This is a genomic window from Bradyrhizobium sp. 187, from assembly GCF_023101005.1.
Classification (GTDB): domain Bacteria; phylum Pseudomonadota; class Alphaproteobacteria; order Rhizobiales; family Xanthobacteraceae; genus Bradyrhizobium; species Bradyrhizobium canariense_D.
The window spans coordinates 4,517,192-4,543,981 of sequence record NZ_CP064693.1 but is presented as its reverse complement, the minus strand read 5'-3'; the positions used below and the strand labels follow the sequence as shown (position 1 = coordinate 4,543,981).

26 protein-coding genes, 1 tRNA gene and 1 pseudogene are annotated in these 26,790 nt (G+C 64.2%); 14 read left to right on the top strand and 14 right to left on the bottom strand.

Annotated elements, in window-relative coordinates:
- Positions 1-13: 13 nt before the first annotated feature.
- The 4 genes from IVB19_RS21875 to IVB19_RS21860 all read left to right on the top strand — a co-directional run bounded on the left by IVB19_RS21875 (position 14) and on the right by IVB19_RS21860 (position 5,606).
- Complete coding sequence (locus tag IVB19_RS21875; protein WP_018455293.1) at positions 14-967, top strand: dihydrodipicolinate synthase family protein; 954 nt, start codon at positions 14-16, stop codon at positions 965-967.
- A gap of 4 nt (positions 968-971) precedes the next feature.
- The gene (locus tag IVB19_RS21870) at positions 972-1,787 is read left to right on the top strand and encodes an NUDIX hydrolase (protein ID WP_247455484.1); all 816 of its coding nucleotides are present in this window, start codon (positions 972-974) and stop codon (positions 1,785-1,787) included.
- Between the two features lie 80 nt (positions 1,788-1,867).
- Positions 1,868-2,794 carry a DMT family transporter gene (locus IVB19_RS21865; protein WP_247336104.1) on the top strand — a complete coding sequence of 309 codons (927 nt, stop codon included), beginning with the start codon at positions 1,868-1,870 and terminating at the stop codon, positions 2,792-2,794.
- 124 nt (positions 2,795-2,918) lie between these two features.
- Positions 2,919-5,606 (top strand): PAS domain S-box protein, encoded by a 2,688-nt coding sequence (locus tag IVB19_RS21860; RefSeq protein WP_018455290.1) that lies wholly within the window; start codon positions 2,919-2,921, stop codon positions 5,604-5,606.
- A gap of 100 nt (positions 5,607-5,706) precedes the next feature.
- Here IVB19_RS21860 and IVB19_RS21855 read toward each other — a convergent pair whose 3' ends face one another.
- Positions 5,707-6,057, bottom strand: a complete 351-nt coding sequence (locus IVB19_RS21855; protein ID WP_007603093.1) for a GrlR family regulatory protein — start codon at positions 6,055-6,057, stop codon at positions 5,707-5,709.
- A gap of 257 nt (positions 6,058-6,314) precedes the next feature.
- Here IVB19_RS21855 and IVB19_RS21850 point away from each other — a divergent pair, with 257 nt between their 5' ends.
- Positions 6,315-6,812, top strand: a complete 498-nt coding sequence (locus IVB19_RS21850; protein WP_247336111.1) for a hypothetical protein — start codon at positions 6,315-6,317, stop codon at positions 6,810-6,812.
- A 45-nt stretch (positions 6,813-6,857) separates the two neighbouring features.
- Here IVB19_RS21850 and IVB19_RS21845 read toward each other — a convergent pair whose 3' ends face one another.
- Positions 6,858-7,241 carry a VOC family protein gene (locus IVB19_RS21845; RefSeq protein WP_018455287.1) on the bottom strand — a complete coding sequence of 128 codons (384 nt, stop codon included), beginning with the start codon at positions 7,239-7,241 and terminating at the stop codon, positions 6,858-6,860.
- Positions 7,242-7,420: 179 nt separating this feature from the next.
- Between IVB19_RS21845 and IVB19_RS21840 the strand changes: the two genes are divergently transcribed.
- The 3 genes from IVB19_RS21840 to IVB19_RS21830 all read left to right on the top strand — a co-directional run bounded on the left by IVB19_RS21840 (position 7,421) and on the right by IVB19_RS21830 (position 8,909).
- Positions 7,421-7,990 (top strand): hypothetical protein, encoded by a 570-nt coding sequence (locus IVB19_RS21840; protein WP_247455483.1) that lies wholly within the window; start codon positions 7,421-7,423, stop codon positions 7,988-7,990.
- 159 nt (positions 7,991-8,149) lie between these two features.
- A complete protein-coding gene (locus IVB19_RS21835) occupies positions 8,150-8,680 on the top strand; it encodes a hypothetical protein (RefSeq protein WP_085384250.1) in 531 nt (176 codons plus the stop codon).
- A 152-nt stretch (positions 8,681-8,832) separates the two neighbouring features.
- Positions 8,833-8,909: transfer RNA gene (locus tag IVB19_RS21830), tRNA-Arg, on the top strand.
- Positions 8,910-8,959: 50 nt separating this feature from the next.
- Here the strand turns inward: IVB19_RS21830 and IVB19_RS21825 are convergent.
- From IVB19_RS21825 to IVB19_RS21815, 3 genes are all read right to left on the bottom strand, one after another.
- The gene (locus tag IVB19_RS21825; protein ID WP_018455284.1) at positions 8,960-9,112 is read right to left on the bottom strand and encodes a hypothetical protein; all 153 of its coding nucleotides are present in this window, start codon (positions 9,110-9,112) and stop codon (positions 8,960-8,962) included.
- A gap of 156 nt (positions 9,113-9,268) precedes the next feature.
- Positions 9,269-10,234: an AraC family transcriptional regulator gene (locus IVB19_RS21820; RefSeq protein WP_247336114.1), complete on the bottom strand. Its 966-nt coding sequence runs from the start codon at positions 10,232-10,234 to the stop codon at positions 9,269-9,271.
- 438 nt (positions 10,235-10,672) lie between these two features.
- Entirely contained in the window at positions 10,673-10,945 is a 273-nt protein-coding gene (locus IVB19_RS21815) for a hypothetical protein (RefSeq protein ID WP_018455281.1), read from the bottom strand.
- 312 nt (positions 10,946-11,257) lie between these two features.
- Here IVB19_RS21815 and IVB19_RS21810 point away from each other — a divergent pair.
- Positions 11,258-11,698: pseudogene (locus IVB19_RS21810) on the top strand (host attachment protein); the annotation flags it as partial.
- A 50-nt stretch (positions 11,699-11,748) separates the two neighbouring features.
- Here IVB19_RS21810 and IVB19_RS21805 read toward each other — a convergent pair.
- Positions 11,749-12,012: a hypothetical protein gene (locus IVB19_RS21805; RefSeq protein WP_018455280.1), complete on the bottom strand. Its 264-nt coding sequence runs from the start codon at positions 12,010-12,012 to the stop codon at positions 11,749-11,751.
- 289 nt (positions 12,013-12,301) lie between these two features.
- Here IVB19_RS21805 and IVB19_RS21800 point away from each other — a divergent pair, with 289 nt between their 5' ends.
- The 3 genes from IVB19_RS21800 (at position 12,302) to IVB19_RS21790 (ending at position 14,557) form a co-directional block, all read left to right on the top strand.
- The gene (locus IVB19_RS21800; RefSeq protein WP_007603109.1) at positions 12,302-12,748 is read left to right on the top strand and encodes a hypothetical protein; all 447 of its coding nucleotides are present in this window, start codon (positions 12,302-12,304) and stop codon (positions 12,746-12,748) included.
- 102 nt (positions 12,749-12,850) lie between these two features.
- Positions 12,851-13,723, top strand: coding sequence for a DMT family transporter (locus tag IVB19_RS21795; protein ID WP_018455279.1), 873 nt, complete (start codon positions 12,851-12,853; stop codon positions 13,721-13,723).
- A gap of 93 nt (positions 13,724-13,816) precedes the next feature.
- Complete coding sequence (locus tag IVB19_RS21790; protein ID WP_085360890.1) at positions 13,817-14,557, top strand: hypothetical protein; 741 nt, start codon at positions 13,817-13,819, stop codon at positions 14,555-14,557.
- A gap of 62 nt (positions 14,558-14,619) precedes the next feature.
- Here IVB19_RS21790 and IVB19_RS21785 read toward each other — a convergent pair whose 3' ends face one another.
- Together IVB19_RS21785 and IVB19_RS21780 are read right to left on the bottom strand one after the other, a co-directional pair.
- Positions 14,620-14,958, bottom strand: a complete 339-nt coding sequence (locus IVB19_RS21785) for a histone (RefSeq protein WP_247819867.1) — start codon at positions 14,956-14,958, stop codon at positions 14,620-14,622.
- A gap of 66 nt (positions 14,959-15,024) precedes the next feature.
- The gene (locus IVB19_RS21780; RefSeq protein WP_244561231.1) at positions 15,025-16,425 is read right to left on the bottom strand and encodes a cryptochrome/photolyase family protein; all 1,401 of its coding nucleotides are present in this window, start codon (positions 16,423-16,425) and stop codon (positions 15,025-15,027) included.
- A gap of 194 nt (positions 16,426-16,619) precedes the next feature.
- Here IVB19_RS21780 and IVB19_RS21775 point away from each other — a divergent pair, with 194 nt between their 5' ends.
- Complete coding sequence (locus IVB19_RS21775; RefSeq protein ID WP_247819866.1) at positions 16,620-18,350, top strand: methyl-accepting chemotaxis protein; 1,731 nt, start codon at positions 16,620-16,622, stop codon at positions 18,348-18,350.
- Positions 18,351-18,406: 56 nt separating this feature from the next.
- Here IVB19_RS21775 and IVB19_RS21770 read toward each other — a convergent pair whose 3' ends face one another.
- Complete coding sequence (locus IVB19_RS21770; protein WP_018455274.1) at positions 18,407-19,066, bottom strand: peroxiredoxin; 660 nt, start codon at positions 19,064-19,066, stop codon at positions 18,407-18,409.
- 392 nt (positions 19,067-19,458) lie between these two features.
- Between IVB19_RS21770 and IVB19_RS21765 the strand changes: the two genes are divergently transcribed.
- Positions 19,459-20,031 (top strand): hypothetical protein, encoded by a 573-nt coding sequence (locus tag IVB19_RS21765; RefSeq protein ID WP_085384255.1) that lies wholly within the window; start codon positions 19,459-19,461, stop codon positions 20,029-20,031.
- Between the two features lie 57 nt (positions 20,032-20,088).
- Here IVB19_RS21765 and IVB19_RS21760 read toward each other — a convergent pair whose 3' ends face one another.
- From IVB19_RS21760 to IVB19_RS21740, 5 genes are all read right to left on the bottom strand, one after another.
- Complete coding sequence (locus IVB19_RS21760; protein ID WP_247371803.1) at positions 20,089-21,954, bottom strand: alkaline phosphatase family protein; 1,866 nt, start codon at positions 21,952-21,954, stop codon at positions 20,089-20,091.
- 914 nt (positions 21,955-22,868) lie between these two features.
- Complete coding sequence (locus IVB19_RS21755; protein ID WP_085351323.1) at positions 22,869-23,186, bottom strand: response regulator transcription factor; 318 nt, start codon at positions 23,184-23,186, stop codon at positions 22,869-22,871.
- 48 nt (positions 23,187-23,234) lie between these two features.
- On the bottom strand, positions 23,235-24,458 hold the full coding sequence (locus IVB19_RS21750; RefSeq protein ID WP_247371809.1) for an ABC transporter permease: 1,224 nt from the start codon (positions 24,456-24,458) through the stop codon (positions 23,235-23,237).
- Positions 24,455-25,180: an ABC transporter ATP-binding protein gene (locus IVB19_RS21745; RefSeq protein ID WP_085351324.1), complete on the bottom strand. Its 726-nt coding sequence runs from the start codon at positions 25,178-25,180 to the stop codon at positions 24,455-24,457. The genes IVB19_RS21750 and IVB19_RS21745 overlap by 4 nt, the downstream gene beginning before the upstream one ends.
- Positions 25,177-26,604, bottom strand: a complete 1,428-nt coding sequence (locus IVB19_RS21740; RefSeq protein WP_345956886.1) for an efflux RND transporter periplasmic adaptor subunit — start codon at positions 26,602-26,604, stop codon at positions 25,177-25,179. The genes IVB19_RS21745 and IVB19_RS21740 overlap by 4 nt, the downstream gene beginning before the upstream one ends.
- Between the last annotated feature and the right edge of the window lie 186 nt (positions 26,605-26,790).

Sequence of the window (26,790 nt, the reverse complement as noted above, 5' to 3'; positions counted from 1 at the left end):
AACAAGGACAACGATGAAACTTACCGCCGACGCCAAGGGCACCTTCGCAATCGCGCCGACGCCGTTCCACGATGACGGCCGGATCGACGAGCGCTCGATCGACCGCCTGACCGATTTCTACGAGGAGGTCGGCTGCGACGGCGTCACTGTGCTGGGCATCCTCGGTGAGGCCCCGAAGCTCGATGCCGCCGAGGCCGAACAGGTGGCGGTACGCTTCGTCAAGCGCGCCAAGAAGATGCAGGTGATCGTCGGCGTCTCCGCGCCGGGCTTTGCCACCATGCGCTCGCTGGCGAAGGCTTCGATGGATGCGGGCGCGGCCGGCGTCATGATCGCGCCGCCGCCGTCGTTGCGGACCGACGACCAGATCGTCGGCTATTACAAGCAGGCGGCCGAGGCCATCGGCCCCGACGTGCCCTGGGTGCTCCAGGACTATCCGCTGACCTTGTCGGTGGTGTTCACCCCGGCCGTGATCCGCAAGATCGTCACCGACAATCCGAACTGCGTGATGCTCAAGCACGAGGACTGGCCGGGGCTGGAAAAGATCTCGACGCTGCGCAATTTCCAGAAGGACGGCTCGCTGCGGCCGCTTTCGATCCTCTGCGGCAATGGCGGGCTCTTTCTGGACTTCGAGATGGAGCGCGGCGCCGACGGCGCCATGACCGGCTATGCCTTCCCCGAACTCCTGATCGACGTCGTGCGGCTTTCGAAGGAAGGCAAGCGCGACGCCGCCCATGATCTGTTCGACGCGCATCTGCCGCTGATCCGCTACGAGCAGCAGCCCGGCGCGGGCCTTGCCGTGCGCAAATACGTGCTGCAGAAGCGCGGCATCATTGCCTCCAGCGCCCAGCGCAAGCCCGGCGCCACCATCACCCCGATGGCGAAGGCGGAGGTCGATTACCTGCTGTCGCGCGTCGCCCGCGTCGACAAGCGCGCCAATCTCGGCCCGCAATCCAGCGCCGCAGGTTAGTCGAATGGCCGAGGCATCAGCATCACGCCCTGCGTCGACGATCCTCCTGCTGCGCGACGGCGTGACGGTCGACGGCAAGAGCCGCGACGAAATCGAAGTCTTCATGATGGTTCGCCATCATCAGATCGAGTTCAATTCGGGCGCGCTGGTGTTTCCTGGTGGCAGCGTCGATGCCGGCGATCAGGAGATCGTCAAGCGCTCCGACCTGTATTCGGGCGGCGAGGGGCTGAGTGAAGCGGACCGCGGATTTCGAATCGCCGCGATCCGCGAGACCTTTGAGGAAAGCGGCATCCTGCTGGCGCGGTCGAAGGATTCGGACACGCCTGTTGACGCCAGGCGCGCCGGCGAAATCGCCGATGCGCATCGCGTCGCGCTCAACGAGCACAAGGTCAGCTTCCTGAGCATTCTGGCCGATAACGGGCTCCAACTCGCGCTCGATACGCTCGTGCCTTACGCGCACTGGATCACGCCCGAGGGGATGCCAAAACGTTTCGACACATGGTTCTTCCTTGCGGCCGCGCCGCCCGACCAGCTCGGCGCACATGACGGCCGGGAATCGACCGACTCGATCTGGGTCTCGCCACGCGAGGCGGTGGAGGGCGGCGAGAGCGGCCGCTTCAAGCTGCCGTTCCCGACCACGCGCAATCTGATCCGGCTCGCCAAGCAGGGCCGCGTGAGCGCCGCGCTCGAGCACGCCCGCGGCATGTCCGTCGTGACGGTGATGCCTGTCATGACCAAGACCGAAACCGGCCGTCAGCTCCGCATTCCCCGCGAGGCCGGCTATGACGGTGAGGTGTTCGAGGTCGGGGCCATCGGCTAGGACACTTCGATACAAAGCGAAGTATCGGCGAGGGCAGACGCGCTAGGTTCCGTCCCTGACAACGGGATCGAGCGCGCGACATGGACAACCGACCGGGCAATCGGGAGGACAACAACATCGCCGTCGAGCTGGCGCTGCTGCTGGCGCTCGCAACGCTCTGGGGCGGCTCCTACACCTTCATCAAGCTCGGCGTCGCCACCATTCCTCCGATCACGCTGATCGCGGCGCGCACCACGATTGCGGGCCTGCTGCTGCTCGCGATCATGTGGGCGCGGGGCATCAGGCTGCCGACGGATGCCGCGACCTGGCAACGCTTCGCCTTCCAGGCCGTGCTCAATAGCGTGATCCCCTGGACATTGATCGCCTGGGGCGAGCGCCACGTCGATGCCGCGCTTGCGACCATCCTCAACTCGGCCGGCCCGATCTTCACCTTCCTGCTCACGGCGGTCGTGACGCGTCACGAGGCGACGACACCGCGAAAGCTGGTCGGGGTGGTCGCCGGCATGGCCGGCATCCTGCTGATCGTCGGCGTCGATGCCTTCCATAATGTTGGAAGCGGCCTCGTCGCGGAGGCCGCGATCGTTGCCGCCACCATCTGCTACGCCTGCGCCGCGATCTTCGGTCGCGGCTTCAAGGGCCTCGATCCCATGGCGCCCGCGGCCGGCTCGTTGCTGGCGGGGGCGGCGGCGCTGCTCCCGGCCTCGCTCATCGTCGAGCAGCCCTGGACGCTGTCGCCCTCGCTGAGTTCCGTGCTGGCGCTGCTCGCGCTGGCGACCTTCTCGACGGCCGCGGCCTTCGTGATCTATTTCCGCCTGATCCAGACCCTGGGCTCGGTCGGCACCACCGCGCAGGCCTATCTCCGCGTGCCGATCGGGGTTGCCATCAGCGTCGCCTTCCTCGGCGAGAGCCTGAGCCGGACCGCCTGGATCGGCCTTGCCTGCGTCGTCCTCGGCGTCGCCGCCATGACCATCCCGGCCCGGCGGCCGGCCGGCGTCAAAACGTCATAAAACCGGGGCCAAGGAGGCCGGTAGGGCTTCAACATTAAGGATATTCGGCGGCCAGACGCATGTTCCCCCGGGACTGCAATACGTCGTATATTGGAGCTCCAATGGCCCGGTCCACACATCACCAATGTCCGCCGAATTGACGCCGACCCCTGAGAAAAAGCGAACATTCTCGCTCTCCATCGGCCAGCTCACGTTCGGCAGCTTCCTTCTGGTGCTGGCGGTGATCATCGTCACCTCGACCGCGAGCGTGATCGCGATCCGGCACATCGACACGACCTTCGCCGAGTTGCAGCGGCTGCAGAGCGTCGGCGACCTCGCCGAGGACATCGACCGCCGCATGAACGAGCTGCGGCTCGCCGCGCGCGACTTCGTCACCGACCCTGGCGCCGGCATCCAGTTCAAGCAGGTGGGCGAGGCGGCTTCGACGCTCAGTGACATCCTGAAGAAGACCCGCATCGAGCTCGTGCCCGAGCAGCAGGATATGATCGACGGCGTCAGCGAGCGGCTTGCGACCTATCGCAGCGGCCTGGAGCGGATCTCGACCTTGATCGACCGCCGCGCCCAGCTGCTTGCCGGGCTGCCGCCGCTCCGCGACCAGTTCGACGCAGCTGTCTCCGGCACTGCGGACCGAGAGCTGGCGTCCCGCCTGTCGGAAGCGCAGAGCCGGATCGCGCTTGGGTTGCTTGCGCGCAACCCGTCCGCGGCCGAGCAGGCGGCGCAGAGCATGCGGGCGATGGGCGTCACTGATCCCAAGCTCAGATCGGCGGTCAACGAGTACGCCGAGGCGATCATCGCGGTCGCGGTCCGTGAACGGCAGATCGCCGACATCGACCGCGAGGTGCTGGGAACCGAGGGTCGGCTGATCGGCCGCGTCACCGAATTGCTGCGCGAGGTCAGCGCCCGGCGCGGTCACGTGCTGTCGCGCGACTTTGCCCGCACGCTGACGGAGGCGCGCTGGCAGAGCATCGTGCTCGGTACCATCGGTGTGCTGATCGGCATTCTCGCGGCCGGCTTCGTGGTGCGGCGGACGGTCCGTCCGCTCGCCCAGATCGCGCGGTCGATCCGCGCGCTCGCAGCCGGCGAGAAGAACACCTCGATCCCGTCCGCCGACCTCGACAACGAGATCGGCGACATCGCGCGGGCGGCCGAAGTGTTCCGCCGTGCGCTGGAGGAAGCCGACACGGCACGCGAGGCGGCGGTGCGCGCACTGACCGAGCAACGCCTTGCCGAAGAGAGCTACCGGAAACTGTTCGAGGGCTCGGTCGACGGCATCTATGTCACGACGCCGGCCGGCGACCTCCTCAACGCCAATCCGGCGCTGGCGCGGATGATGGGCTATGACAGCCCCAAAGACCTCATCGACAGCATCAACGACATCGCCCACACCATCTACGTCAATCCCGAGGCTCGCGTCGAATATCAGCGGCTGATGGCACGCGACGGTATGGTGCGCGAGTTCGAATACCAGGTGCGCCAGCGCGGCGGCGACATCCTGTGGCTGTCCGACAGTGCCACCGGCGTCCGCGACGAGGCGGGCAACATCGTCCGCTATGAGGGCACGCTGCGCGACATTACCGACCAGAAGCGCGCGGAAGACGCCATTGCCGAAGGACGGCGCCTGCTCCAGCAGGTCATCGACACCGTGCCAGCGGTCATCAACGTCAAGGACCGCGACCTGCGCTACGTGCTGATGAACCGTTACATGGCCGGCATCTTCGGAATCGAGCCCGGCGATGCGCTCGGCCGCACCACGGCCGACCTGATGTCGCGCTACGGCGCGGCCAAGTCCGACGAGAGCGACAAGCGCGTGCTGACGCTGCGAAAGGGCCTCGGCTTCTACGAAGAGGAGTACATTGATTCTTCCGGCCACATGCGGCAATGGCTCGTCAACAAGCTGCCGTTGCTCGATGCCGAAGGCGAGATCGAGCGGATCGTCACCGTGGCGCTCGACATCGGCGAGCGCAAGCGCGGCGAGCAGGAGATGCGGAAAGCCAAGGAATCCGCCGAGACCGCGCTGCGCAATCTGCGCGAGACCCAGGCCTCGCTGATCGAGGCGGAGAAGCTGGCGGCGCTCGGGCGCCTCGTCGCCGGCGTCGCGCACGAGGTCAACAATCCCGTCGGCATCAGCCTCACGGTCGCCTCCGCGCTGGAGCGCAAGACCGCGATGTTCACCGCCGAAGTCGAACGCGGCGAGCTGCGCCGCTCCACGCTCAACGACTTTCTCCATACCAGCCGCGACGCGTCCTCGCAGCTCGTCGCCAATCTCAATCGCGCCGCGGAGCTGATCCAGTCGTTCAAGCAGGTCGCCGCCGACCGCAACTATTCGGACCAGCGCAGCTTCGATCTCGGTGACCTCACCGAGCAGGTGGTGATGAGTCTGCGGCCCGGCCTTCGCAAGCACAATCTGACGCTCAATGTCGAGTGCCAGCCTGATCTGACCATGAACAGCTATCCCGGACCCTACGGCCAGGTGCTGACCAATCTGTTTCTCAACGCGGTGGCGCACGCCTTCCCGGACGGCCGGCCGGGGACCATCGACATCCAGGTGCGCGAGTCCGGCAAGGACAATGTCGAGATCATCTTCTCCGACAATGGCTGCGGCATGTCGCTCGACGTCCGCCGCCGTGCCTTCGATCCGTTCTTCACGACGCGGCGCGATCAGGGCGGCACCGGCCTCGGGCTGCACATCGTCTACAGCATCGTCACGAACAGGCTCGGCGGACGGCTCGATCTGGATTCCGAACCGGGCAGCGGCACACGTATCCAGATCATCCTGCCGCGCGTGGCGCCGCTCGAGCAGGCCGCGGAATAGCTCACGCGTTTTCGAGCGAAGTGGATGCCGGTCCGCGTGACGAAAATGCGTCGAAACAACAATTGAGAGCTTCAGTTCTGATTCAATCAGAACCGAAGCTCTAGTCGGCCTCTGCAAGCTTATGCAGCGTCGCGCCGAAAATCTGGCTGGCCTTGCCGACCAGCGCGGTGCCCGTCATGTCCCCGCGCGTCTCCGTGAACGTGCCGCTGACGCCGATGCCGACCGCGGCAGGCCCGCCGAACAGCGGATTGTCGTCGCCCCGCGGCGAGGTGTGACGCTGGACCAGCACCTCACCCTTGAAGGTGTTGTCCTTCACCGTGTAGCTGCCGGTGTAGTAGAGGTACGCATCGCCGCCAAGAATCTTGCCGTCGCGAAAAAGAATCACGCCGCTGCCCTTGCCGACCCGACCATCGAGCAGGTTCACGTGAATCGAATAGAGGCCGTTCTTCATAACGTCCCGAGGCCGGCCGCCATCGCCCAATGGCGTAACCGGTAGGGCATTTATGCCAAAGGGCATGCGGCCACCCAACGCGGCAGTTTGGCCGCCGACCTTGCGAGCTTGCCCGTGAGCCGTAATTGTCCCGGCTTGTCTATGACACCGCCATGACGGTCTGATCATGAAGCGAGGCCAGTCGTTGCGAATCAAGTTGGCCCGCGAAATGCATAACCATTGTTGCACTGGCCGCGGGGGGCTGGAGCAAGACAAACGTGAGCAACTGGATCGATTCCGGCGGCGAGAAGCCGCATCTGTACAGTGTGCGTCCCACGATTTGCGAAACACGACAACGGCGGATCGGCGGCGCGGCATGCTGGCGAACCGTGGCGAGCCTAGCATGCGTCCTGGCCCTGATCGCACTCGCGGCCCCCTTCGGCCACGCGCGCGACCGCGGCCAGTTCGTCAACGCCAATGCCGAATTGAAGGCCTGGTTCGACGGACTGCGAAGCGGCAAGGGGCCTTGTTGCTCCGATGCCGACGGCTCGGCGCTCTCGGACACCGACTGGGACAGCAAGGACGGGCACTATCGGGTCCGCGTCCCGCGTTATGGCTACGTGATCGACGGCCGACCGCAGGAGCTCGTCTGGGTCGAGGTGCCCGAGGAGGCCGTGATCTCGGAGCCGAGCCGGGTGGGGCGCACCATGGTCTGGCCGATCTATGGCTACATGGGCGTCGCCGTCCGCTGCTTCATGCCCGGCAGCATGACTTGAGGCACGCCGGGAGGCAACGTCGCCCGGTGAGCGGCGCGCGCCGTGTCAGGTATATTTCTTGTCGCGCTCGAGCAGCTCGATGGAGATGCCTTCGGGGCCGCGGATGAAGCAGATGCGCACGCCGGGGCGGATCGTGGTCGGTTCGCGCGTGAAAGTGACGCCCTTGGCCTTGAGCTCGGCGGCGACGGCGTCGATGTCCTTCACCGTGAGACCGAAATGGTCGAGGCCTTGATGCGGGTGCGGCGGCGGCGGGTTGACCGCATTGTCGCCCTCGAGGGGCGCAATGAAGATCCTTGCGCCGCCGAGATTCACGTCGATCCGTCCGGGCGCTTGCACGATCTCGCCACCGAGGATGTCCCGCAACCAGGCCGCCGTGGCCTCCGGATCGGGGCTGCGCAGATGGACGTGATCCCAAGTGACGACTGGCATTTCGTGTTCTCCCGACGGATCTTGATGTTGCAGCGCATGTTAGCGGGCTCGGCCCGTGACCGCCACCGCTCTTGCCGACTCGGCAGCTGCGCGGGAACCTTAGTTCGCCTTCCGGATTAAGTAAGCAGTGGCCGAATCCGTTGTCGAAACGTGCTTCCGCTGCGATCGGTGAGGCAACCATGAGCGCTGGGTTTGACCGCATCGGGTTAGGGCGTTTCGCCGGGACCGGCGAACGACTGGCGCCGGTGGTGACGATCGCGAGCGTTTCATTTGGGCGAGGCCTGCTGTGGCTGTTGGCGGCCATCATCGTCGGTTGCGGCATCTGGATGCTGCTCCCCGTCTCCAGAGGCAACAGTGCCGAACCGGTGAGGTCTGACGTGGCAGCCGTCGAGACGGCGCCTTCGCGCGATGCGGTCGCCGTGTCGCCGGCCTCCGAAGCTCAGATTCCGACAATGGCAGAACTCGGCCGGATCAGGATTTCATCTCAGACCTGGCGCCGCGGCGGCCTTGGATCGAAGGCGCTGGTGACGCTCACGCTGCGCAACGACAACGACTATGCCGTAAAGGATGTCGAGATCGTCTGCGCTTTTGCGCGGCGTGATGGCAGTCATCTCACCGACCGCACCCGCGTTCTGGCGGATCCGGTCAGCATGAAGAGCCGCAAGACTTTTGCGCGCATTCCTGTCGGCTTCGTCAACGTGAATGCCGATCAGGCGAAGTGTTCGCTTGTGGCAGCACGCCGGACCTAAGGCCGGCAGTGCCGGGTAGCGGAAAAGTTACTGTCCTGGGGGTTGGCCGAAAAACTTGGCGTCGCCATTTGAACCGAACGGCTGGGCCAGGAACTAATTAAATGATCGCCTGTTAAGGCGGAGAGCCCACGCGGGGATGCGGCGGGCGGAGCTTGGCCAATGCCCATCTTTCGGTATTTCTTCTTCGTCGGTGGAGCCTTGCTCGCACTGCTGTTCGCGGCGAACTACGTTCTGCCGACTTCGCCTGTGACGCAGGCTATCGCAACCGCAAGCAACGAACAGCCGTTGATTCGGATCCGGTCCGATCGCCACCTGCCGGAGCGTGTCGTACTCGACACCAGTCAGCCGACGCTTGCCGCCCCTGCGGCGAAGATCGCCGCCGTCGCGGCTCCCCAGCCGCCCGTGGAGAGCATGTCACCCGCTTTGGCCGAGATATCAGCCAAGGCGCGGGTCCGCGAGACGTTCGCCCAATTCACGCCGGCCGCGAAGGCCGATACCGCTGCGGTCAAGAAGACCGAGGCCAAGACGCAAATTCAGCCGCAAGTTCAGGCGCAGGCCCAGCCTCCTCAGACCCCGGCGCAGCAGCCCAAGCGCAAGGTCGCCAGAACGCATCCGGTGCCGCAGCAAGGGCGGCCGATGATGGTGATGGCGCAGCAGCCGCATTTCGGCTTCTTCAACAGCACCTGGTGAGGGCGGGTCTGACCCGTCTCGAATCGAGGCCGGAAGGGCTTTTTATTGGCCGGCCTCTCTGCTAATTCGAACCCATCCGAACGTCGCCCGGCCTGCTGGCTCGCCAGCACCTATCTGGGGCGTCTCGGTTACGGTCCAAGATCTGGGCCACGGCGCTCGTAGCTCAGCTGGATAGAGCATCGGATTTCGATTCCGAGGGTCGGGAGTTCGAATCTCTCCGAGCGCGCCACTTGCAGGGCCAGAGTTTTCTCGGATCTGGCGCGAGGCCGTGAGCCGCCTCTATTTGCCTTGGATCTTCAGCCCGTTGGGACCGACATTGATTTGCAGGCCATCGGGCTGCTTCTTCGTCTGGTAGAGATTGTAGCCGAGCACGGCCGCCGTGACGACCAGAGCACCGATGATCAGAAACAATACGTTGCGGCTGATAGACATTTTTTTCCTGAACCACTTGGTTGACGGCGAGAAAAAACCCGCGTGTGGGGCGCGGGGTGCTTCAGTGCGCCGCCGGCGCACTGCTTGGATAATGCGGTTCGAAGGAACTGGTTCCCTTGAGGCGCGCGCCGCGTCGGAAGGCCGGAGCCTATCTGGTCAGCGTGCCGTCGGACCGGCTTGCCGGCCCCGTGCCAGCGTGTCGGACGGCGCTTCGTGGAAGGTCGCGCGGTAAGCTGCGGCAAACTCCCCCAAATGGTGAAAGCCTTGGGCGCGCGCGCATGTGGCGACGTTGGCACCCCCGCCTTTGAGAAGGCGAGACCGCGTCGCCCACAATTTTTTCAGGCGAATGTATTGATGCAGGCTCATGCCACGCACCTTGCTGACGGCGCCGCCGAGCGTCCGGATCGAGACGCCAAACTCGCCGGCGAGATCGGCGGTATAGATCGGAGCAGTCGGATGTGCTGCGACGTAATCGTCGATCCGCTGCACGAGTTTGATCGACCGCTCGCCCTGGACGGAGGCACTCCGGTCCGAGAGCGAATCAATGCGAAACAGATCGTCGAGCGCGAGCAGCAGGCCTTCCTGGAGATGGGCGGCGACCTCGGTCGTTTCGAACAGGGCCGGCTGCACCGACGCGGTTCGCAGAATGTCGAGCAGGAGCTGCCGAATGTGGAGCAAAGCGGGGCGGTTCGCGACATAGGCCCGCAAGTCGTCCGCCTGATCGAACCAGCCCCGGTCGCTCATGCCGGGTGAGAAGATGATCATCGCATGATGATTGGTCCGGCGCTCGACGAAATGGCATTCATCGCTGCCGCGGAGCGCGATGAAGAAACGCGTGTCCAGATCCATGCCCTTGGAATTGACCTGAAGGTCGTCCGTCATGGGCAGGATCACCATCCCCCCGGGCATCCGATAGGCGGCGTCGAGGATGCGCGCGAACGAGCGCATCATGACGATGCGGCAGCCGGGCAGGGAGACGACAGCACGAGCCGCAGCGAAATTCCGGACGTCGAGCGGAATGCTTCTCGCATCCTCCATCGACTCGATCGGCCGAAACGCATCGACGTCGGCAAAGCCGATCAATTGAAGCGCCGAGGATGGGGCGAGGGCGTCGAACAACATGCGTGCGACCGTCTGCTGCAATATGACAATCAAATGAACGTCGGAACATCGCCATCAATGGCGAAACATCGCGCTTCAGTAAACCGGATTCCGGGCCGTAGTATTGCGGACATCATGGCATGAAGCTTGGCGGATCGATGTCGCCGTCAACGGTCCCGAGTCATCGGCTGGCCGGATGCGAGGTCGATGAAATGCAGCCGCGTCCAGGCGGGACAGGCGAAGGAGGCAAAGCTCTGCGCCTCCTGTCTCAGTTGCTTCTCCAGACGTGTCTGCACATTCATACCCGTCTGGGGACATCGAAAAACGATCAAATCGACCATCGTCGGAGAATGACGGCGTGGCGGATTGCGTCTTTGATCTAGATCAGTTTTGGAATGACTCCAGACCAACATCCTTGATCTCGCAAAAGCGAAGGGGCCCCGAAGGGCCCCTTTAGAATCACCAGCGGCGATAGCGTGGTCCGTAATAGCGAGGGCCACCGTAAAAGCGCGGTGCATATCGGGGACCGTAATAGGGCCGCGGGGCGTAGTATCCATAGTAGTTCGGGCGCCAGAAGCAGCGTCCCCAGGCGTCACAGACCATGCGGACCTGCTCGACGTCGGAGACCTGCGGCGTCGCAGGAGCAGGCGCGATGGGCATGGCAGACGCCGCCGATGATGCGACCAACGCACCGAACAGGGACGCGGCGACGAGGCCAATTCTAAGCTTCATGATGTCTTTCTCCGCTTACGCAATACAGGGATATCGAAGTTTGTTCTGATCAAATTGTGGCGGGACCGAAATGTAATGCTGATGAACAGGTCTTCAGCCCAGCCCGCCGCAGGCCTGACCTTTAGCTCCGCCAGACTATCCCAGGTTCGCGCTCTTGACCAATGCTGCGCTTGCGTTGCGCTCCGCAGGACATCGCCGCCATCCTTGATCCCGCGCAATTCGTCGGTGCAGCTTCGTCCCTAAGCTTGGCGTCGTGGCCAGCTTTCGAGCATTTCGATGAGCTGGCTAGCGAGGTGGCTTTGGAGCTGTGCAATGGACCAAATGAGAATCGACAAGGGTGACTGGCTGGTCGTGTGCGACGGGCGCAAGGCGCTTATTCGGAAAACCTCGGCGACGAGATGTTTCCGAACCTCCACACCAGGGAGGTGCACGAACAGCCCAATCCCTCGACCGGTGCGCAAGGGACCGACGCGCCGGGCAGGCTCCACGGCGCGGCCGGTAGCACGCGCAGCTCGGTGGAGCAGACTGATTGGCACGACGAGGCCGAGCGCGCCTTCCTGCGCGGCCTGGCCGGACGGCTCGATGCCGCCGTCAGCTCAGGCGAGAACCTCGGCCTTGACCATGGTGGCCTCGCCGCGTGCGCTTGGGATGATTCGCGCCGATTGTTCGGATGTGGTGCGCAAGGCACTCCAGGGCGAGGTCGGCAAGGACCTCGTCAAACTGCCGGTCTACGAGATCGAGAAGCAATTACTGCTGTCCGCGCCGCCAAATAGCGGCCCCCGCAGAGGACCCGCCTGCACCCCTCAGAAGCAGGGGTGCCGACGGCGGTCCTGGCCGACATAGGCGGCTGCGCTCTGGTAGCAATGGTTGGTCGACGGGCCGTCGTAAAAGGCGAACGTCCCGGGCGTAATGCCGGGCCCGTAATTGTGCAGATAGCTGATCGGGTAGGGCAGCGGGTTCGTGTAGTGGCGATGGTACCGGTGGTATCCCCGCGCCTCTGCGAGGCCAGGGGCAAGGATTGCGGCCGACAGGACAGCAACCGCGGCTACAAGCTTCAACTTGCTCATCTCGAATCTCCGGAACCCGCACGAATAGGTCAGCCGTTTATAGCCAGTTCGGGCGGCCGGAACACCCGTCTGCAGCCCGGAAATCGACGCCAATCCCGCAGATTCCGGGGTGGGTGTGACAGAATTGCCGGTTCTGTGGTCCGGACTTGCCCATTTTTGGCCTTTTCGAGATGCTTAACGAATTCCCCACACAAGTATGACCAAAGAGAATTAGCTCAAGACTCCTGTTGCCGGCTTCTCGGGGTTCATAGACCGGTCCATTCCTGAAGGCTTTCGCCGTCACCTCGCCATGCGCATCACGCTTCTGAGCCTGCTGTTGCTCTCGGTCGTCGCCGCCACGCCGGCGCGGGCCGAGCTGCATATTACCCGCGACCACGGCGGCTATGTCGAGGAGTACAAGGCCAAGTACAAGCGCGTCCGCGAGAAGGGCGAACGCGTCATCATCGACGGCATCTGCAACTCGGCCTGCACCCTGGTGCTCGGCATCGTGCCGATGAACAAGATCTGCGTGACGCCGCGCGCCAGCCTCGGCTTCCACCAGGCTTACTACGACAAGGCCTTCACTTTCGGCATCAAGGTCACCAGCGCGGAGGGGACGTCCGACCTGATGGCCTACTACCCCGACACGGTGAAGGACTGGATTCGCCGCAATGGCGGGCTCACCACCGACATGAAAAAGATCAAGAACGGCGTCGAGCTCTGGAAGATCATCGATCCCTGTCCGGACGAATGGTGAGCCGCTGAGCCGTCCGGTCCGTCGCAGCGCAGCATCGCCCGGACGAAATTGGCCGAAATTCGCATTGCCGCATCGGCCCCCTGTGAGGCAATGAGGGCGCCAATGAACCACAATCAAGAAGCCCTGGCCGCCCGCGCCGCGCCGATCCTGTTCGTCCTGCTCTGGAGCACGGGCTTCATCGGCACCAAATACGTCGTCAACAATGCCGATCCCTTGACCTACCTCGCGATCCGCATGGCGTTCGTGGTCGGTCTGATGGCGATCATCGTCGCGATCGCGCGACCGAAATGGCCGGATCGTATCGGCATCGCGCACAGCGCAGTCGCGGGCATTCTCGTCCATGGCTTCTATCTCGGCGGCACCGCGATCGCGATCGCGCACTCGATTCCGGCCGGGCTCTCCGCGCTCATTCCGGGCCTTCAGCCGATCCTGACCTCGACCATCGCCAACCGCTGGCTCGGGGAGAAGGTGACGCCGGTGCAATGGGCGGGGCTCGTGCTTGGCCTCGGCGGCGTGGTGCTGATCCTGCACGGCCGTCCCATGACCGGCGAAGCCGGGCTCGGCTGGCTCGCCTCGGTGGTCTCGCTGATCAGCATCACGCTCGGCACGCTCTATCAGCGCCGCTACTGCAACCACATCGACTGGCGCGCCGGCAATCTCGTGCAGTACGTGTCCGTCACGATCTTCTTCGCGATCGGCGCGTTCCTGTTCGAGGACCGCGTGGTGCACTGGACGCGCGAGTTCATGCTCGCGCTGGCCTGGCTCGCCGTGGCGCTCTCGATCGGGTCGATCGGGCTGCTGTACTGGCTGATCCGCCACGCCGCCGCCACGTCTGTTGCAAGCCTGTTCTATCTGGTGCCCGCCGTGACGGCGCTGATGGCTTATCTGCTGTTCGGAGAAAAGCTCGATGCGCTGGCGATCGCGGGCATGGTGATGTGCGCGGCCGCGGTGTTCGTGGTCAACCGACGCTTCTAGGGCCGGCGGGCCAAGCCGCTACATCCCTGACGTGCGCGGCGCGTTCGTGCTAGGGTCGGCGCATTTCAGTGCCCCTTTCACAGGTGATTTTCCATGAAGAAGGCGAGACGCGCATTGCTTGGCAGGTCCCTGAAGCCAGTCCGGATTGCCTGCATTAATTATGCAGAGGAGATGATGAGCGAGCAGGTGATGGCGCGGCTCACGGCCGCGCTGCAGAAATGCTATGACGAGCACTTCCTGCCGGTCTGGGGCTACCCCGTCGATCTCGACGTTACCCGCAAGCCGAAGCCCACTGACTGGCAGTTGGTCTATTTCGACGATGCGACCCACAAGAATTTCCTCGGGCGGCATGAATTGACGCATCGGGGACAGCCGATCTCGAAGATCTTCCTCAAGGCGCTGTCCAAGGACGATCCGGTCAGTCTGGCAGCCTCGCATGAGCTGTTCGAGATGGTGCTCGACCCTATGGCCAATCTGTGGGCCGACAAGACCCGGCACACCCAATACGCCTACGAGGTCTGCGACGCAGTGGAAGAGGACGCCTTCGTCGTCAACGATCTCCCGATGTCGAACTTCGTTTACCCGTCCTGGTTCGAACCCTTCAAGCATCCCCGCGGCACGAAGTTCGACCACATGGGATTGCTCAAGGAGCCGTTCTCGATGACCGAGGGCGGCTACGTCATCAAAAAGGTGAACGGCAGGAGATTGATCAAGCAGTTCGGCTCGCCCGAGAAGCGCCGGCGCTTCAACGCCGAGGACCGGCGCGGCCATCGCAGCGAATTTCGCGATCCGCAAGGCAAACATCACCCGGGCCGGCGCGCAGCCAAGCGGTGAGGGTAGGATATCGCTGGAGCCGTCTCCGGGCGCGTCCGCCCCCGGAGACTTGAGCGTTGCGATCAGCGCTTGGCCTTCGTGGCCTTCTTTTTCGACTTGGCAGCTTTCTTGGTGGCCTTCTTTGCTGTTTTCTTTGCTGTTTTCTTTGCTGCTTTCTTGGCCGCCTTCTTCGACGACTTCTTTGCAGCTTTCTTCGAAGTCTTCTTGGTGGCCTTCGAAGTTTTCTTCGGAGCCTTCTTGGCTTTCTTCTTGGACGCCTTCTTCGGCGCTACCTTCTTCGCAGCCTTCTTGGCGGCTTTCCTGACCTGCTTCACCGCAGTGACAGCGGCGTCCTTGGTCGCTTCCACGGCGGTGGTGATCGTGTCCATCGCCTGTTCGGTGATCGGCTTGTCGTCGTCCATATCGTCCCCCACGGTTTGCATGGAGCGGTGACGATAGCGCGTTTCATAATTGTGTCAAAGCAACGCTCAACCTTTGCGGATCTTTGCGTAGGCGGCGAGCGCGCGCTCTCGTCCCTTGGCATGATCGACGATCGGATGCGGATAGCTCTTGCCGAGCGTGATGCCGGCGCTCGCAAGCTCGATCGGTGTCGCCTGCCAGGGCTGATGGATCAGCTCGGGTGGCACATCCTTCAACTCGGGCACCCAGCGTCGCACATAGGCTCCATTCGGGTCGAACCTCTCGCCCTGGAGCACCGGATTGAACACGCGGAAATAGGGCGCCGCGTCGGCGCCGCAGCCGGCGACCCACTGCCAGTTGGCGGGATTGCTGCCGGCATCCGCATCGACCAGCGTGTCCCAGAACCAGGTTTCGCCGTCGCGCCAGTCGATCAGGAGGTGCTTGACCAGGAACGAGGCGACGACCATTCGCACCCGGTTGTGCATCACGCCAGTGTGCCAGAGCTCGCGCAGGCCGGCGTCGACGATGGGATAGCCGGTGCGGCCGCGCTGCCAGGCGGAGAGCGCCTTGGCATCGGGCTTCCATGAGAAGCCGTCGAAATTCGCTTGCAGGTTTTCGGTTGCAAGATTGGGGTGGTCGTGCAGCAGGTGCCGGCAGAACTCACGCCAGCCGAGCTCGCTCAGGAACTTGTCGACGCCGGGTCCGATCGCGGGATTTTCCTCCGCGGCGAACCGCGCGGCGTGCCAGACCTGGCGCGGGCTGAGCTCGCCGAACCTCAAATGCGGTGACAGGCGTGAGGTGCCCTCTCGGTCCGGGCGGTCGCGATCGCCGACATAGCCTTGTGCGGTGTGCTTGAGGAAGTCGCGCAGGCGAGCGCGGGCGGAAGCTTCGCCCGGGGTCCATGTCTCGCGCAGGCCGTCGGCCCAATCTGGCTTGCCAGGCTCGAGCTTCCAGGTCTCCAGCGTGTCACTGGCGACCGTCGGCGCAGGACCCAGCTCCTTCGGTGCGGGCAGGGGCTTCGGCGGATCGCCGAGCGCCAGCACGCGCCGCCAGAATGGCGTGAACACGCGCAGGCCGCGGCCTTCCTTGTTGCGGATTGCCGCGGGCGGAGCGAGCAGGTCGCCGGGGAAACTTTGCGAGTCCACGCCGAGCTTTGCCAGCGCCGCTTCGAGCTGCCGCTCAACCGCCTGATGCGGCTGTGCGATCCCGTTCCAGTAGACCGTGCGGGCTCCGCTCTCACGCGCCACCTCCGCGATCACCCTGGCTGCCGGCCCCTTGCGCAGGATCAGCGATCCGCCGCGGGTGGCAATGTCGGCGCCGAGCGCCCGCAGCGACTGCGCCAGCCACCAACGCGCCGCGGCGCCCGGCGCTCGCCCGGCCGCATCGTCCAGCACATAGAGGCAGATCACCGGCGCGCCGGTCTTCGCAGCGTTCTTGGCGGCAGCGCGGAGGGCGGGGTGGTCGGACAGGCGGAGGTCGTCGCGAAACCAGACGATGCTGGGCGGAGCGCTTGGCGTAGTCCTTAGCGTAGTTCTGGGCGTGGTCAGGGCGTCCTCGTTAACGATTTGGCAAGCATGTCGCGGGGGCGGCGATTGGAACCGCCGTTAATGTGACCGTAAGCCGCTTGCACGAATATGCAGGAATTACAGGAGTCATTCCCTTCATGTCTAATCGTGCAACGGCGAAGTTTCTGCCGCAATTCAAACTTGGCACCAAGGCGCTCCTGTGCGCGGTGTTGCTGATCGCCATGAATACGGTGCTCGTGGTTGGCGCCGGCTATTGGTCGCTCAGCTCCGCTTTCAACGATCGCGCGCTCCGCGACATCGAGGTTAGCCTGCGGACGCTGGCCCTGGCCTTTGCCGAAATCGTTCCCGATGCGAAGATCACGATGCGGGATGGCGCGGTGGCGCGCGCCGAGATTCCCAAGATGCCGGACTTTAGGGATCACGCCATCGTCGATCGCGCGGTGTCCTATGTCGGCGGCAACGCGACCCTGTTCGTGTTCGACGATGCGAGCGGGCAGTTCGTGCGGCGGTCGACCAACGTGAAGAAGGAAAATGGCGACCGCGCCGTCGGGACCCAGCTTGCCGCCGATCATCCGGCGCAGGCGCTGCTGCGTCGTGGCGAGGTCTACAAGGGCCCGGCCACCCTGTTCGGCAAGTCCTTCATGACCGCCTATTTCCCGATCGCCGACGCCAGCGGCAAGGTCGCCGGCATCCTCTATGTCGGCATCCCGATGGCCCAATTCGAGAGCATGCTGGCCCACACCATCGAAAGCATGGCGATCGCCGCCGGGCTCGCGGCGCTGCTGGTGCTGGTTCTGACCTTGCTGGTCGTCCGCCGCGTCACCAAGCCGCTCACCTCAGTGACGCGCTCGCTGACCGCGCTCGCCGAAGGCCAGAGCGACGTCGAGATCGATTGCGAGAATCGCGCCGACGAGATCGGCGAGATCGCCCGCACGGTCGCGGTGTTCAGGAGCAATTCGCAGGAGCGGGCGCGGATGCGCAGCGAGCAGGCGGCCGCTTCGGCTGCGGCCGCCGAGCAGCGCAAATCCGAGCTGCGCAATTTCGTCGAGGAGTTCCGGGGCGGTGTCGGCGGCATTCTCGACAAGGTGCTGACATCGTCAGGCGAATTCGAGCGGACGGCGCGGCAGCTCACCGACACTGCGCGCTCCACCGCCGATCTGTCGGCGCGGTCGGCCGGAGCTTCCGAAAGCGCCTCCGAGCACGTGCGTTCGGCGGCGTCGGCCTCGGACGAGCTGTCTCAATCGATCTCCGAAATCACCCGGCGGGTGCAGGAATCGAACGTCATTTCCGCTGAGGCCGTGCGGCAGGCCGAGGCGACCGATCAGCGCATCGCGCAGCTCTCCGAGGCGGGCGCGCGCATCGGCGATGTCGTCAAGCTGATCACCTCGATCGCCGAGCAGACCAACCTGCTGGCACTGAACGCGACCATCGAGGCCGCGCGCGCGGGCGATGCCGGCCGCGGTTTTGCGGTGGTGGCCCAGGAGGTCAAGACGCTCGCCGGCCAGACTGCCAAGGCGACCGACGAGATCTCGAACCAGATCGCCAGCATGCAGCTTGCGACCGAGGAATCGGTTGTCGCCATCAAGGCGATCAGCCAGACCATCGAGCGCATCAGCGGCATCGCGGGCTCGATCTCGGCGGCGGTCGAGCAGCAGAAGAGCGCGACCCAAAACATCGTCGCCAGCGTTCGCGCGGCGGTATCGGGCACGGCCGATGTCGCCGTCAACGTCCGTCAGGCCGCCGAGGGTGCGAACGAGACCGGTGAGACGTCCAGCCGGATGTTTGCCTCCGCCCAGGCGTTGTCGGGCGAGAGCCTGCACCTGAAGGCCGAGGTCGAGGGCTTCCTCGAACGCGTGCGCGCGGCGTAAGAGCTAACATCGTCGTCCCGGGCGGCGCTGACGCATCGCCCGGAATGACAGTTCCGTTATTTCGGCTGCGGCACGATCCGGATGTAGGGCTTCGGCTCCTTCCAGCCTTGCGGGTAGATCGTCTTGGCCTCGTCGTTGGAGACCGAGCCCGCGATGATGACGTCGTCACCCTGCGACCAGTCGGCCGGGGTCGCGACGCGGTGCTTGGCGGTGAGCTGGAGCGAGTCGATCACGCGGAGGATCTCCTGGAAGTTCCGACCCGTCGTCATCGGATAGACCAGCACCAGCTTGATCTTCTTGTCCGGCCCGATGATGAAGACGTTGCGGACCGTCTGGTTGTCGGCGGCCGTGCGGGTGAGGGGATCGCCCGAAATCGCGGCCGGCAGCATGCCGTAGAGCTTGGAGACGTTGTAATCGGTGTCGCCGATCATCGGATAGTTCGGGGCCGCGCCTTGCGTCTCCTTGATGTCCTCCGACCATTTGGAATGGCGGTCGACCGGATCAACCGAGAGGCCCATCAGCTTGACGCCGCGCTTGTCGAATTCCGGCTTCAGCTTGGCCAGCGCGCCGAGCTCGGTCGTGCAAACCGGTGTGAAGTCCTTCGGGTGCGAGAACAGCAGCGCCCAGCTATTGCCGATCCAGTCGTGGAACTTGATCTTCCCTTCGGTGGTCTCGGCTTCGAAGTCGGGGGCGGTGGTGCCAATCGGAAGTGTCATGGTTCTACCTCATGTTATTGAATTTACTTGCGAATTCATCTTTGACCGTCGCGGGCATTATAGGGTCTCCGCGATCCCAAGTGAACGCTAACTGAACCGCTTCAAGTAAAATGTGAATTCCTTCTTTGAAGGCCTGATTTCCTAGCACCTTTTTGTTACAGCCGCGCCCGCGGCGAAACATCTCCACCGGGGCTATACGGGCGTGATTGCCCCGAGAAAGCCTTTTATGACTTCCATCACGCTCGCCCGGCGCTTGCCAGAACCAAAATGGTCCTGACAGCGACCAATTGGCAACTATCTCAAAGAGTCGCGATCCCGGTACCGAATCATTAACCACCCCTTTACGCCGGCATGAAATTGCTGGCCGATCAGAAGAAATCTGGAAGTGAACTATGTCTGCCGCTGCGCATAAGTCTGCTGAGTCACCGTCCCTCGAACCATCCTGCCGCGATACCTCGGCCCATGCACTGACCATCGTGCGCGACGGCGTGATCACGGGCGAAGGCCCGACCACCAAGGGAAGGGTGCACTTCTCCCGCTCGCTCGATGCCGATGACACCGCCTGGTGCGCCCGCATCCTCACCGCCACGGCCGTCAACGACCAGCCGGTCAGCCGCACTGAGGCCGAAGTGCTGTTCGAGATCAACGAAGCCGCCACCGAGCGCACCGATGGCGGCCGGTTCGACGACCTGCTCGCCAAGGCGGTAGCTCATTATGCGGCGAGCGCCTCCGGCCTGAAGGTGCCGCCGCGCAGCGTGGCGCTGTCGGCCGAGTCCGACATCGAGAGCTGGGCGCCGTCCTATGCCTCCAAGGTCAACAGCGAAATGCTGGAGTGGATCGCCGGCCAGATGCGCGGCAAGCGCCAGAACAACCGTCGCCTGATGGCGATGGTGGCGACCTTCCTGGGCGCCACCGCGCTGCCTCTGGCGGGCCAATTGCCGAACGTGTTCGACATCGGCATGTAAGATTTTGGGCATGTAAAATTCTGCGCCTTTCACGAAGGACGCATTTGAACGGCGGGGTTATTTCCCCGCCGTTTTTTGTTTGCCGGCGTCCGGCTCCAGCCCGAGCGTGCGGCCGGGGAAGCCGGCCGTGTCGAAATAGCGCTGGCTGCCGACGCGCTGGAAGTTCAGCACGGTCTGCAGGCCGTTCTCGGACTTCTTCGACTTCTCGACCCCCTTGTAGGCCTTCGGCACGATGCCGTTGGACAACGCCTCCGACATCACGCGGCCGACGAGACCGCCGTTCTGAGAAGCGCGCAGACCGAGGAGCTGAGCGGCCGTCATGCCGACGTCGGCATTGCTGACCGGGATCTCGCTGACATACCCGGCTTTGAAGTCCGGACCGATCGCGGCCATGAAGTTCATGGTGTCGCCGCGGCTGAAGCTGCCATGCATGCCCTGGCCCTGGCGCAGCACGGTGTCGGCGACCTGCACCGAGCAGTTGGTCGGCGCCTCGCCGCAATCGCTGGCATAGGAGCGGAAGTTGACCACGATCGCCGGCGTCGGCGTCGCCGCCTTGCCGCGCAGGTTGATGCTCGACAGCGGCAGCGTGCCGGGGAAGCGGCCGAGCGAGTCATCGACGAACAGGCCGGAGACGTAATCCTGCTCAAGCAGCAGCTTGACGGTCTTGGCCGCCAGCTTCTTGTCTTTGGTCGGCAAATAGATCAGGTCAGAGCCGCCATTGGTGGCGACGACGAGATCGGGCTTTTCCGGATCCTTGCCGAGCACGCCGTTGCCGGCCTTGGGATGCTTGTTGCCCTCGACCTTGGCGTTCTTGTCGTTGGGATCGAACAGCGGCAGGTCGAGCGCCTTCGCCAGATCGAGCGCCAGAAAACCCATCGGCAAAAAGTCCTTCGGCGTGTCGTCATAACTGACCTTGGCCGAGGGGCTGGTCTTGCTTTCCTTGGAGATGGTCGAGAAGCCGTGGTCGGCCTGGACCATGATGTTGGTGGTGGCGGCAAGGCCGAGCTCGTCCAGCGCCTTGCGGAGCTGGGCGAGGTTGTTGTCGGCATTCTTGATGCCGGCCATCGAGGTCGGCCCGTTGATGCCGGGCATGATCTGGTTGAGGCTGTCGCCGGTGTTGTGCTGACTGCCATCGGGGTCGCGCGACCAGAACACCAGCACGAACGGCTTGTTGCGCGCCTTGAACATCGGCAGCACGACCTTGGCCGCGACGTCGGCGAAATAGGCCTGCTGCGCGACGTTGGCCGCCGTGGTGCCGGGCGTCTTGGCATCGCCCGCCTTGGAGTTGTCGCCGCGCGGCGGCGTGGCGAGGGGCAGGCCGGCCTTGGTGAGAGCGGCCTTGACCTCGTCCGACAGCGCCACGCCGTTCTTGCCGCCGGTCGCATCGTCGAACACGACCGAATGCAGGCCGGCCTTTTCGGGCTTGTCGGTGTGGTCGAACTGATAGGTCGGACCATGCTTGCCGAGCGCGGCGGTGCTGTAGCCCTTGTCGCGGGCCAATTTCAGGATCGTGTCCTCGTTGAGGTAGTCGCCCTTGAAATGCTCGTCGATGTCGCCAAGCACGGCGTCGTTCTCGATGAAGGGGACCACGGTGTCGCCGGCGGGTACCGAGGTGTAGTTGGTCCAGATCGTATTGGAGAACACGCCGGTATCGCCGAGATAATGGCCGGTCGACATCGCCGAGCCGTTGGCCATGGTGAAGGTCGGGAACAGCGAATGCGAATTCTTGAAGTTGACGCCCTTGTCGCGGATTTCGGCCATTGCGGGGGCGGTCTCAGGCGTGACCTTCAGCGCCCGCAGACCGTCCGGAATGAACAGGATCAGGTTACGGGGCGTGTTGTTCTCTGCGGAGGCAGGTCCGGTCGAAAATCCTGCGGACAACACTGTCAGTCCGGCTGACAGCAACACCAGCGAACGGCGCATCAAAATCTCTCCCTGCGAGGCGGCTTGGCCGCCAACCGCGGCCCCCGGCTTCATTTAGTTTCGCTGCATGACGGTTTTGTTACAAGAGCGGAGCGCCATGTAAAGAAGGACAGGGGCCCCGCTCTGCGCGGCGTCCGGCGGCACGAGATCGCGGTGTCGGCACGCGCTGCTTCAGCATCGTTATTGCGAGCGCAGCGAAGCAATCCAGAATCTTTCCCCGGCGGCAGACTGGATTGCTTCGCTGCGCTCGCAATGACGGAGTGAGTGGCTGGCAGCGTCGCGCTTCGATTCGCATTCCGAGTGGCAGACACACCTTCGCCCTCTCGCGGCGCATTTCGCCCGAGCTTTGCTTGGTCGCCTCACCCTCAAAATGAAAGAGGGCGCAGGGAAGACCGGGTGCCGGCTGGCACCCGCGGTCCACTGTGCGAGATTGTCGTAAGAACAATGCACAGCGGCATACAGGTGAAGCCCAACATCCGGCCTTCCCTGCGCAGTGGCTTTACGGCTTATGTCGTGCTCTCCCCGGGGAGCGATGCACTATTGCCCCCGTCGCCTTGCGGATGGCTGATGCGTGTGCCCGGTTGGGCAACCCACATCACCGCAACGGTTGACGCACAGACCCCGGGCGTCAGGACCACACGATTTTGCCGTACGCCGATCGCACCGGTCGTGTGCGCGACGCCTTCGCTCACGGTTAGCCGCCCTGCGAAGCCATTCGCGCCGATGTGACTAACGTCCACCGCCGTCCGGCCCGCGTTCGTGACGATCGCGATACGCCCCTCTTCCTTGGGCCGGGTTGAGAAATTCCTAACAAAAATCCGAATTCTAATAAAGAGAAATATTTTGTCGCCGTTGCGTTGACCCCGGACTTGGGTGTTTCGCCAGAAATGACGCAAGGGATTGTGGCCGAGCGGTCAATCCGGTGCCGTCGGCACCGGCGTATTCTGAGCGACCGCCTTGGCCGGCGCGGCCGTCGTGGAATTGCGGCCGCCATTGGCCAGGTTGCGGCGAAGCGATGGCGGCGCCGCCCGCAGGGCAAAGATGATCGCGATCTGGGTCCGGTTCTGAAGGCGGTATTTGCGCATGATGTTGCCGATATGCGCCCGCACCGTGTTCTCCGAGATCTTGAGCTCGTACGCGATGTTCTTGTTCTGCATTCCGCGTGCGATCAGCATCATCAGGTCCCGCTCGCGCGGCGTTGGTGTGATCGAATGTTTCGGATCCCGACTCATAACTGCTCCTTCGTGGCCTTTGGTCGATGCGAACACCCCAGAATGTTCTCACTCCGTCTTGAGTGCCTCGATCGGGCTGAGCTTGGATGCCTTGCGGGCGGGATAAAAGCCGAAGATCAGGCCGGTCGCGATCGAGAAGGCGAGGGCAAGGCCGATCGCCTGACCGTCGATCGAGGTGATCCATCCTGCCATGCGAGCGACCGTCATCGAGAGCGTGACGCCGGCACCGACGCCGATCGCGCCGCCGAGCAGGCAGAGCACGAGGGCCTCGCAGAGAAACTGAAGACGGATGTCCCGCATCCGCCCGCCAAGCGCGCGGCGGATTCCGATCTCGCGCGTGCGCTCGGTGACCGAAACGATCATGACGTTCATGATGCTGATGCCGCCAACGAGCAGCGAGACCGAGGCGATGGCGACGAGCAGGAGCGCGACGGTGCGGATCGCTCCCTGCTGCGCTTCCATGGCGGCGGCCGGATCCTGGACCTTGAAGTCGTCCTCCTGGCCAGCGGGAATACGGTGGCGCTGCCGCAGCAGGTTTTCGATCTCCGTTCGCGCCCCCGCCATCTGTCCGTCCGCGGCCACCTTGGCGATGATATAGGCGACCGAATCCCGGTTGATGTTGCTTGCGCTGCCGAGGAAGCGCAGCTTGGCCGTGGTGAGCGGCACGAAGGCGACGTCGTCCTGCGCCGGTCCCTTGCGATCGAGAACGCCGACCACTTCGAGCGGCACCTTCATGATCCTGATCTGTGCGCCGATCGGGTCTTCGCCGGGCGCGAACAGCTCATGCGCCACCGTGCTGCCGAGGATCACGACCTTGCCGGCTGCTGCCTCCTCGCTGCCGGAAAAATAGCGGCCGGTCGCAAGCTGCCAGTCGCGCACCATGAAGTGCCCGGTCGTCGTCCCGTTGATGGTCGTGTTCCAGTTCTTGCTCTCGTGAATGACCTGGGCCGTTCCTGCAATCGAACCGGCCGCTGCCTGGATCTCGGGGATCTGCTCGAGGATCGCCTGCACGTCGCTCTCGGTCATGGTCAGCTTGCTGCCATCCTTGAGACGCACGCCGCCCCGGTAGACCGCGCCGGGGTTGATCATCAGCACGTTGGCGCCGATTGACCGGATCTGCTCCTGTAGGCGAAGCTGCGCGCCGGATCCGATCGCAAACACCGTCACGATCGAGGCGACGCCGATCACGATGCCGAGCATGGTGAGGATGCTGCGCAACGGATTCAGGCGCAAGGCGTGCAAAGCGATCTGAAAGCCCTGGAGCATGGTCATGGCGCAGCGTTCCGTTTCGGCAGGATCGGGACCAGCGTTTCGTCCGCGACGAGCTCGCCGTCGTGCAGGCGGATCGTGCGCCGGCACTGGGTCGCGATGCCGGGGTCATGCGTGATCATCACGATGGTCTGGCCGGTCCGGTTCAGCGCGGCGAACAGGGCCAGTATCTCGGCGCCGGTACGGCTATCGAGCGCGCCAGTCGGCTCGTCGGCGAGCACGATCAGCGGGGAGGCGATCAGGGCGCGCGCGATCGCGACGCGCTGCTGCTCACCGCCCGAAAGCTGTCGCGGGAAGTGGTGGGCCCGGTGCACCATGCCGACGGCCTCCAGGCTCTGCTCGGCGCGGGCCAGACGCTCCTTGCGGCTGATGCCGCAATAGACCAGCGGCAGCGCGACGTTCTCAATCGCATTGTGGCGAGCGAGCAGATTGTAGGACTGGAACACGAAGCCGATGCTGCGGGCGCGCAGGGACGACCGGTGGTTTTCCGAGAGATCGGCGACGTCGGCTCCCTCGAGATAGAGCGCGCCCTCGCTCGGCAGGTCGAGCAGCCCGATCATGTTCATCAGCGTCGATTTTCCGGAGCCCGAGGGTCCCATCACGGCGACGATCTCGCCTCGTTCGATGTCGAAGCTGACATTGCGCACCGCAGTCACCGCTACTCCGTCGGCGCGATAGGTCCTGGAGACCGACTGCAGGCTGATGAGGGGCGGGAGGGCCGTCATGATCCGAACCTGATGCCGAGAAATTCCATGCCGGCCGGCCGGATGGCCTGACCCACGGCGACCTGGCTGCCCTCGACGAGGTCTCCGCTCCTGAGTGCGACGTGTTCGGTGCCGGCCGCGCCGACGGTTACCGGAATACGCCGGAGTGAGCCGCTGGCGGTGCGCGCCCACACGGCGCTGCGCGCCGCGGCGTCCGGCCGCGTGCCGGAGGGCTGGAAGCGCAACGCGGCAAGCGGCACTTTCAGCACGTCGTCCTGCCGCTCGATCACGATTTTCACCAGCGCCGTCATGCCGGGCAGCAACGCGCCGTCGAGATTGGAGGTGGCCAGGACGACGGTGTAGGTCACGACGTGCTGCTGGTTCTGCGGTGCCTTGCGCACCTGCCGCACCACCGCCTCGAAGCGACGGTCCGGGTAGGCATCCACCGCGAAATGCGCGCGCTGGTCGGGGGCGATGCGCCCGATATCGGCTTCGTCGACCTGCGCGTGGATTTCCATGTCCTCCAGTCGATGCGCGACCACAAACGTGGTGCGCGATTCCAGTCCGACCGCGAGGGTCTGGCCCTCGTTGACGAACCTGCCGACGACGACGCCATCGATCGGCGAGCGGATCACGGTGCGGTCGAGATCGGCCTGGGCCGCAGCGAGAACGGCCGCCTTTTCCGGCACGGCCATGCGTGCCTGCTGCAATTCCGCCTCGATCCGGCGGACGTCGGCCTGCGCCCCATCCACCGCATAGGAGTTGAGGGACATCAGAACCTCGGCCTCGCGTTCCTGGGCCAGACGTGCGGTGAACTCCGTCTGCGCGTCGTCGACCGTCGTCGTGGCCACCACGTTTTGCGACTGGAGCGCTTGCTTCCGCTGCAAGGTCTTCTGCGCCGAGCTCTTGACCGCCTGGGCGCTCTCGAGCTTGGCAGCGAGCACGTCCCGGCTACCCCTTGCGTTTTGCAGATCGATCCTGGTGCGATCGAGCTTGGCCCGTGCGACGTCGACCAGAGAATTGGCAACGGCCAGAGAGGCCCGGGCTTCGTCGACCTTGGCCGCAAAGCTGCGCGGATCGATCAGGGCGAGCGGCTGATCCTTGCTGACCGTGTCGTTGAAATCGACATAGACCCGGGCGAGCTGCCCGGACAGCTGGGAACCCACCTCGATCGTCTTGACCGGCTGCAGGGCTCCGGTGACGGTGATGGTCTGCTCGATGCTGCCGCGCTGGATTGAGGCGAAGCGGAATACGGGGGCGTCCGATCCGAAGCTCCGTGCTTCCAGCCCCACGGGTCTGAGCAGCCGTTGGCTCGATGCGTAGGCGAGGGCCGCCTTCTGCGCCGCGGCCCCGGCCGCGTCGGTGATGACGGCCGGCCCCGCGGCGTAGACCGCGGCGAGGCCACATGCAGTTCCGAGCAAGGCAATAACTGGCACAAATCGCATATCAAAAACCCGCCTCTTGAAATGGCATCGTTGGCGGCAAAGGCAGAGATCGCGCTATGGTTGTAAACCCGCTATGGTTGTAAATCTTGAAAAACGCAGGCGATCGTCAGTGTGTCGCCGCTGCCGGGGCGACGGTCGGGTGCGCTTGATGATCCAGAAGTAAAGTCCGCGGGTGCTATTTTTCAC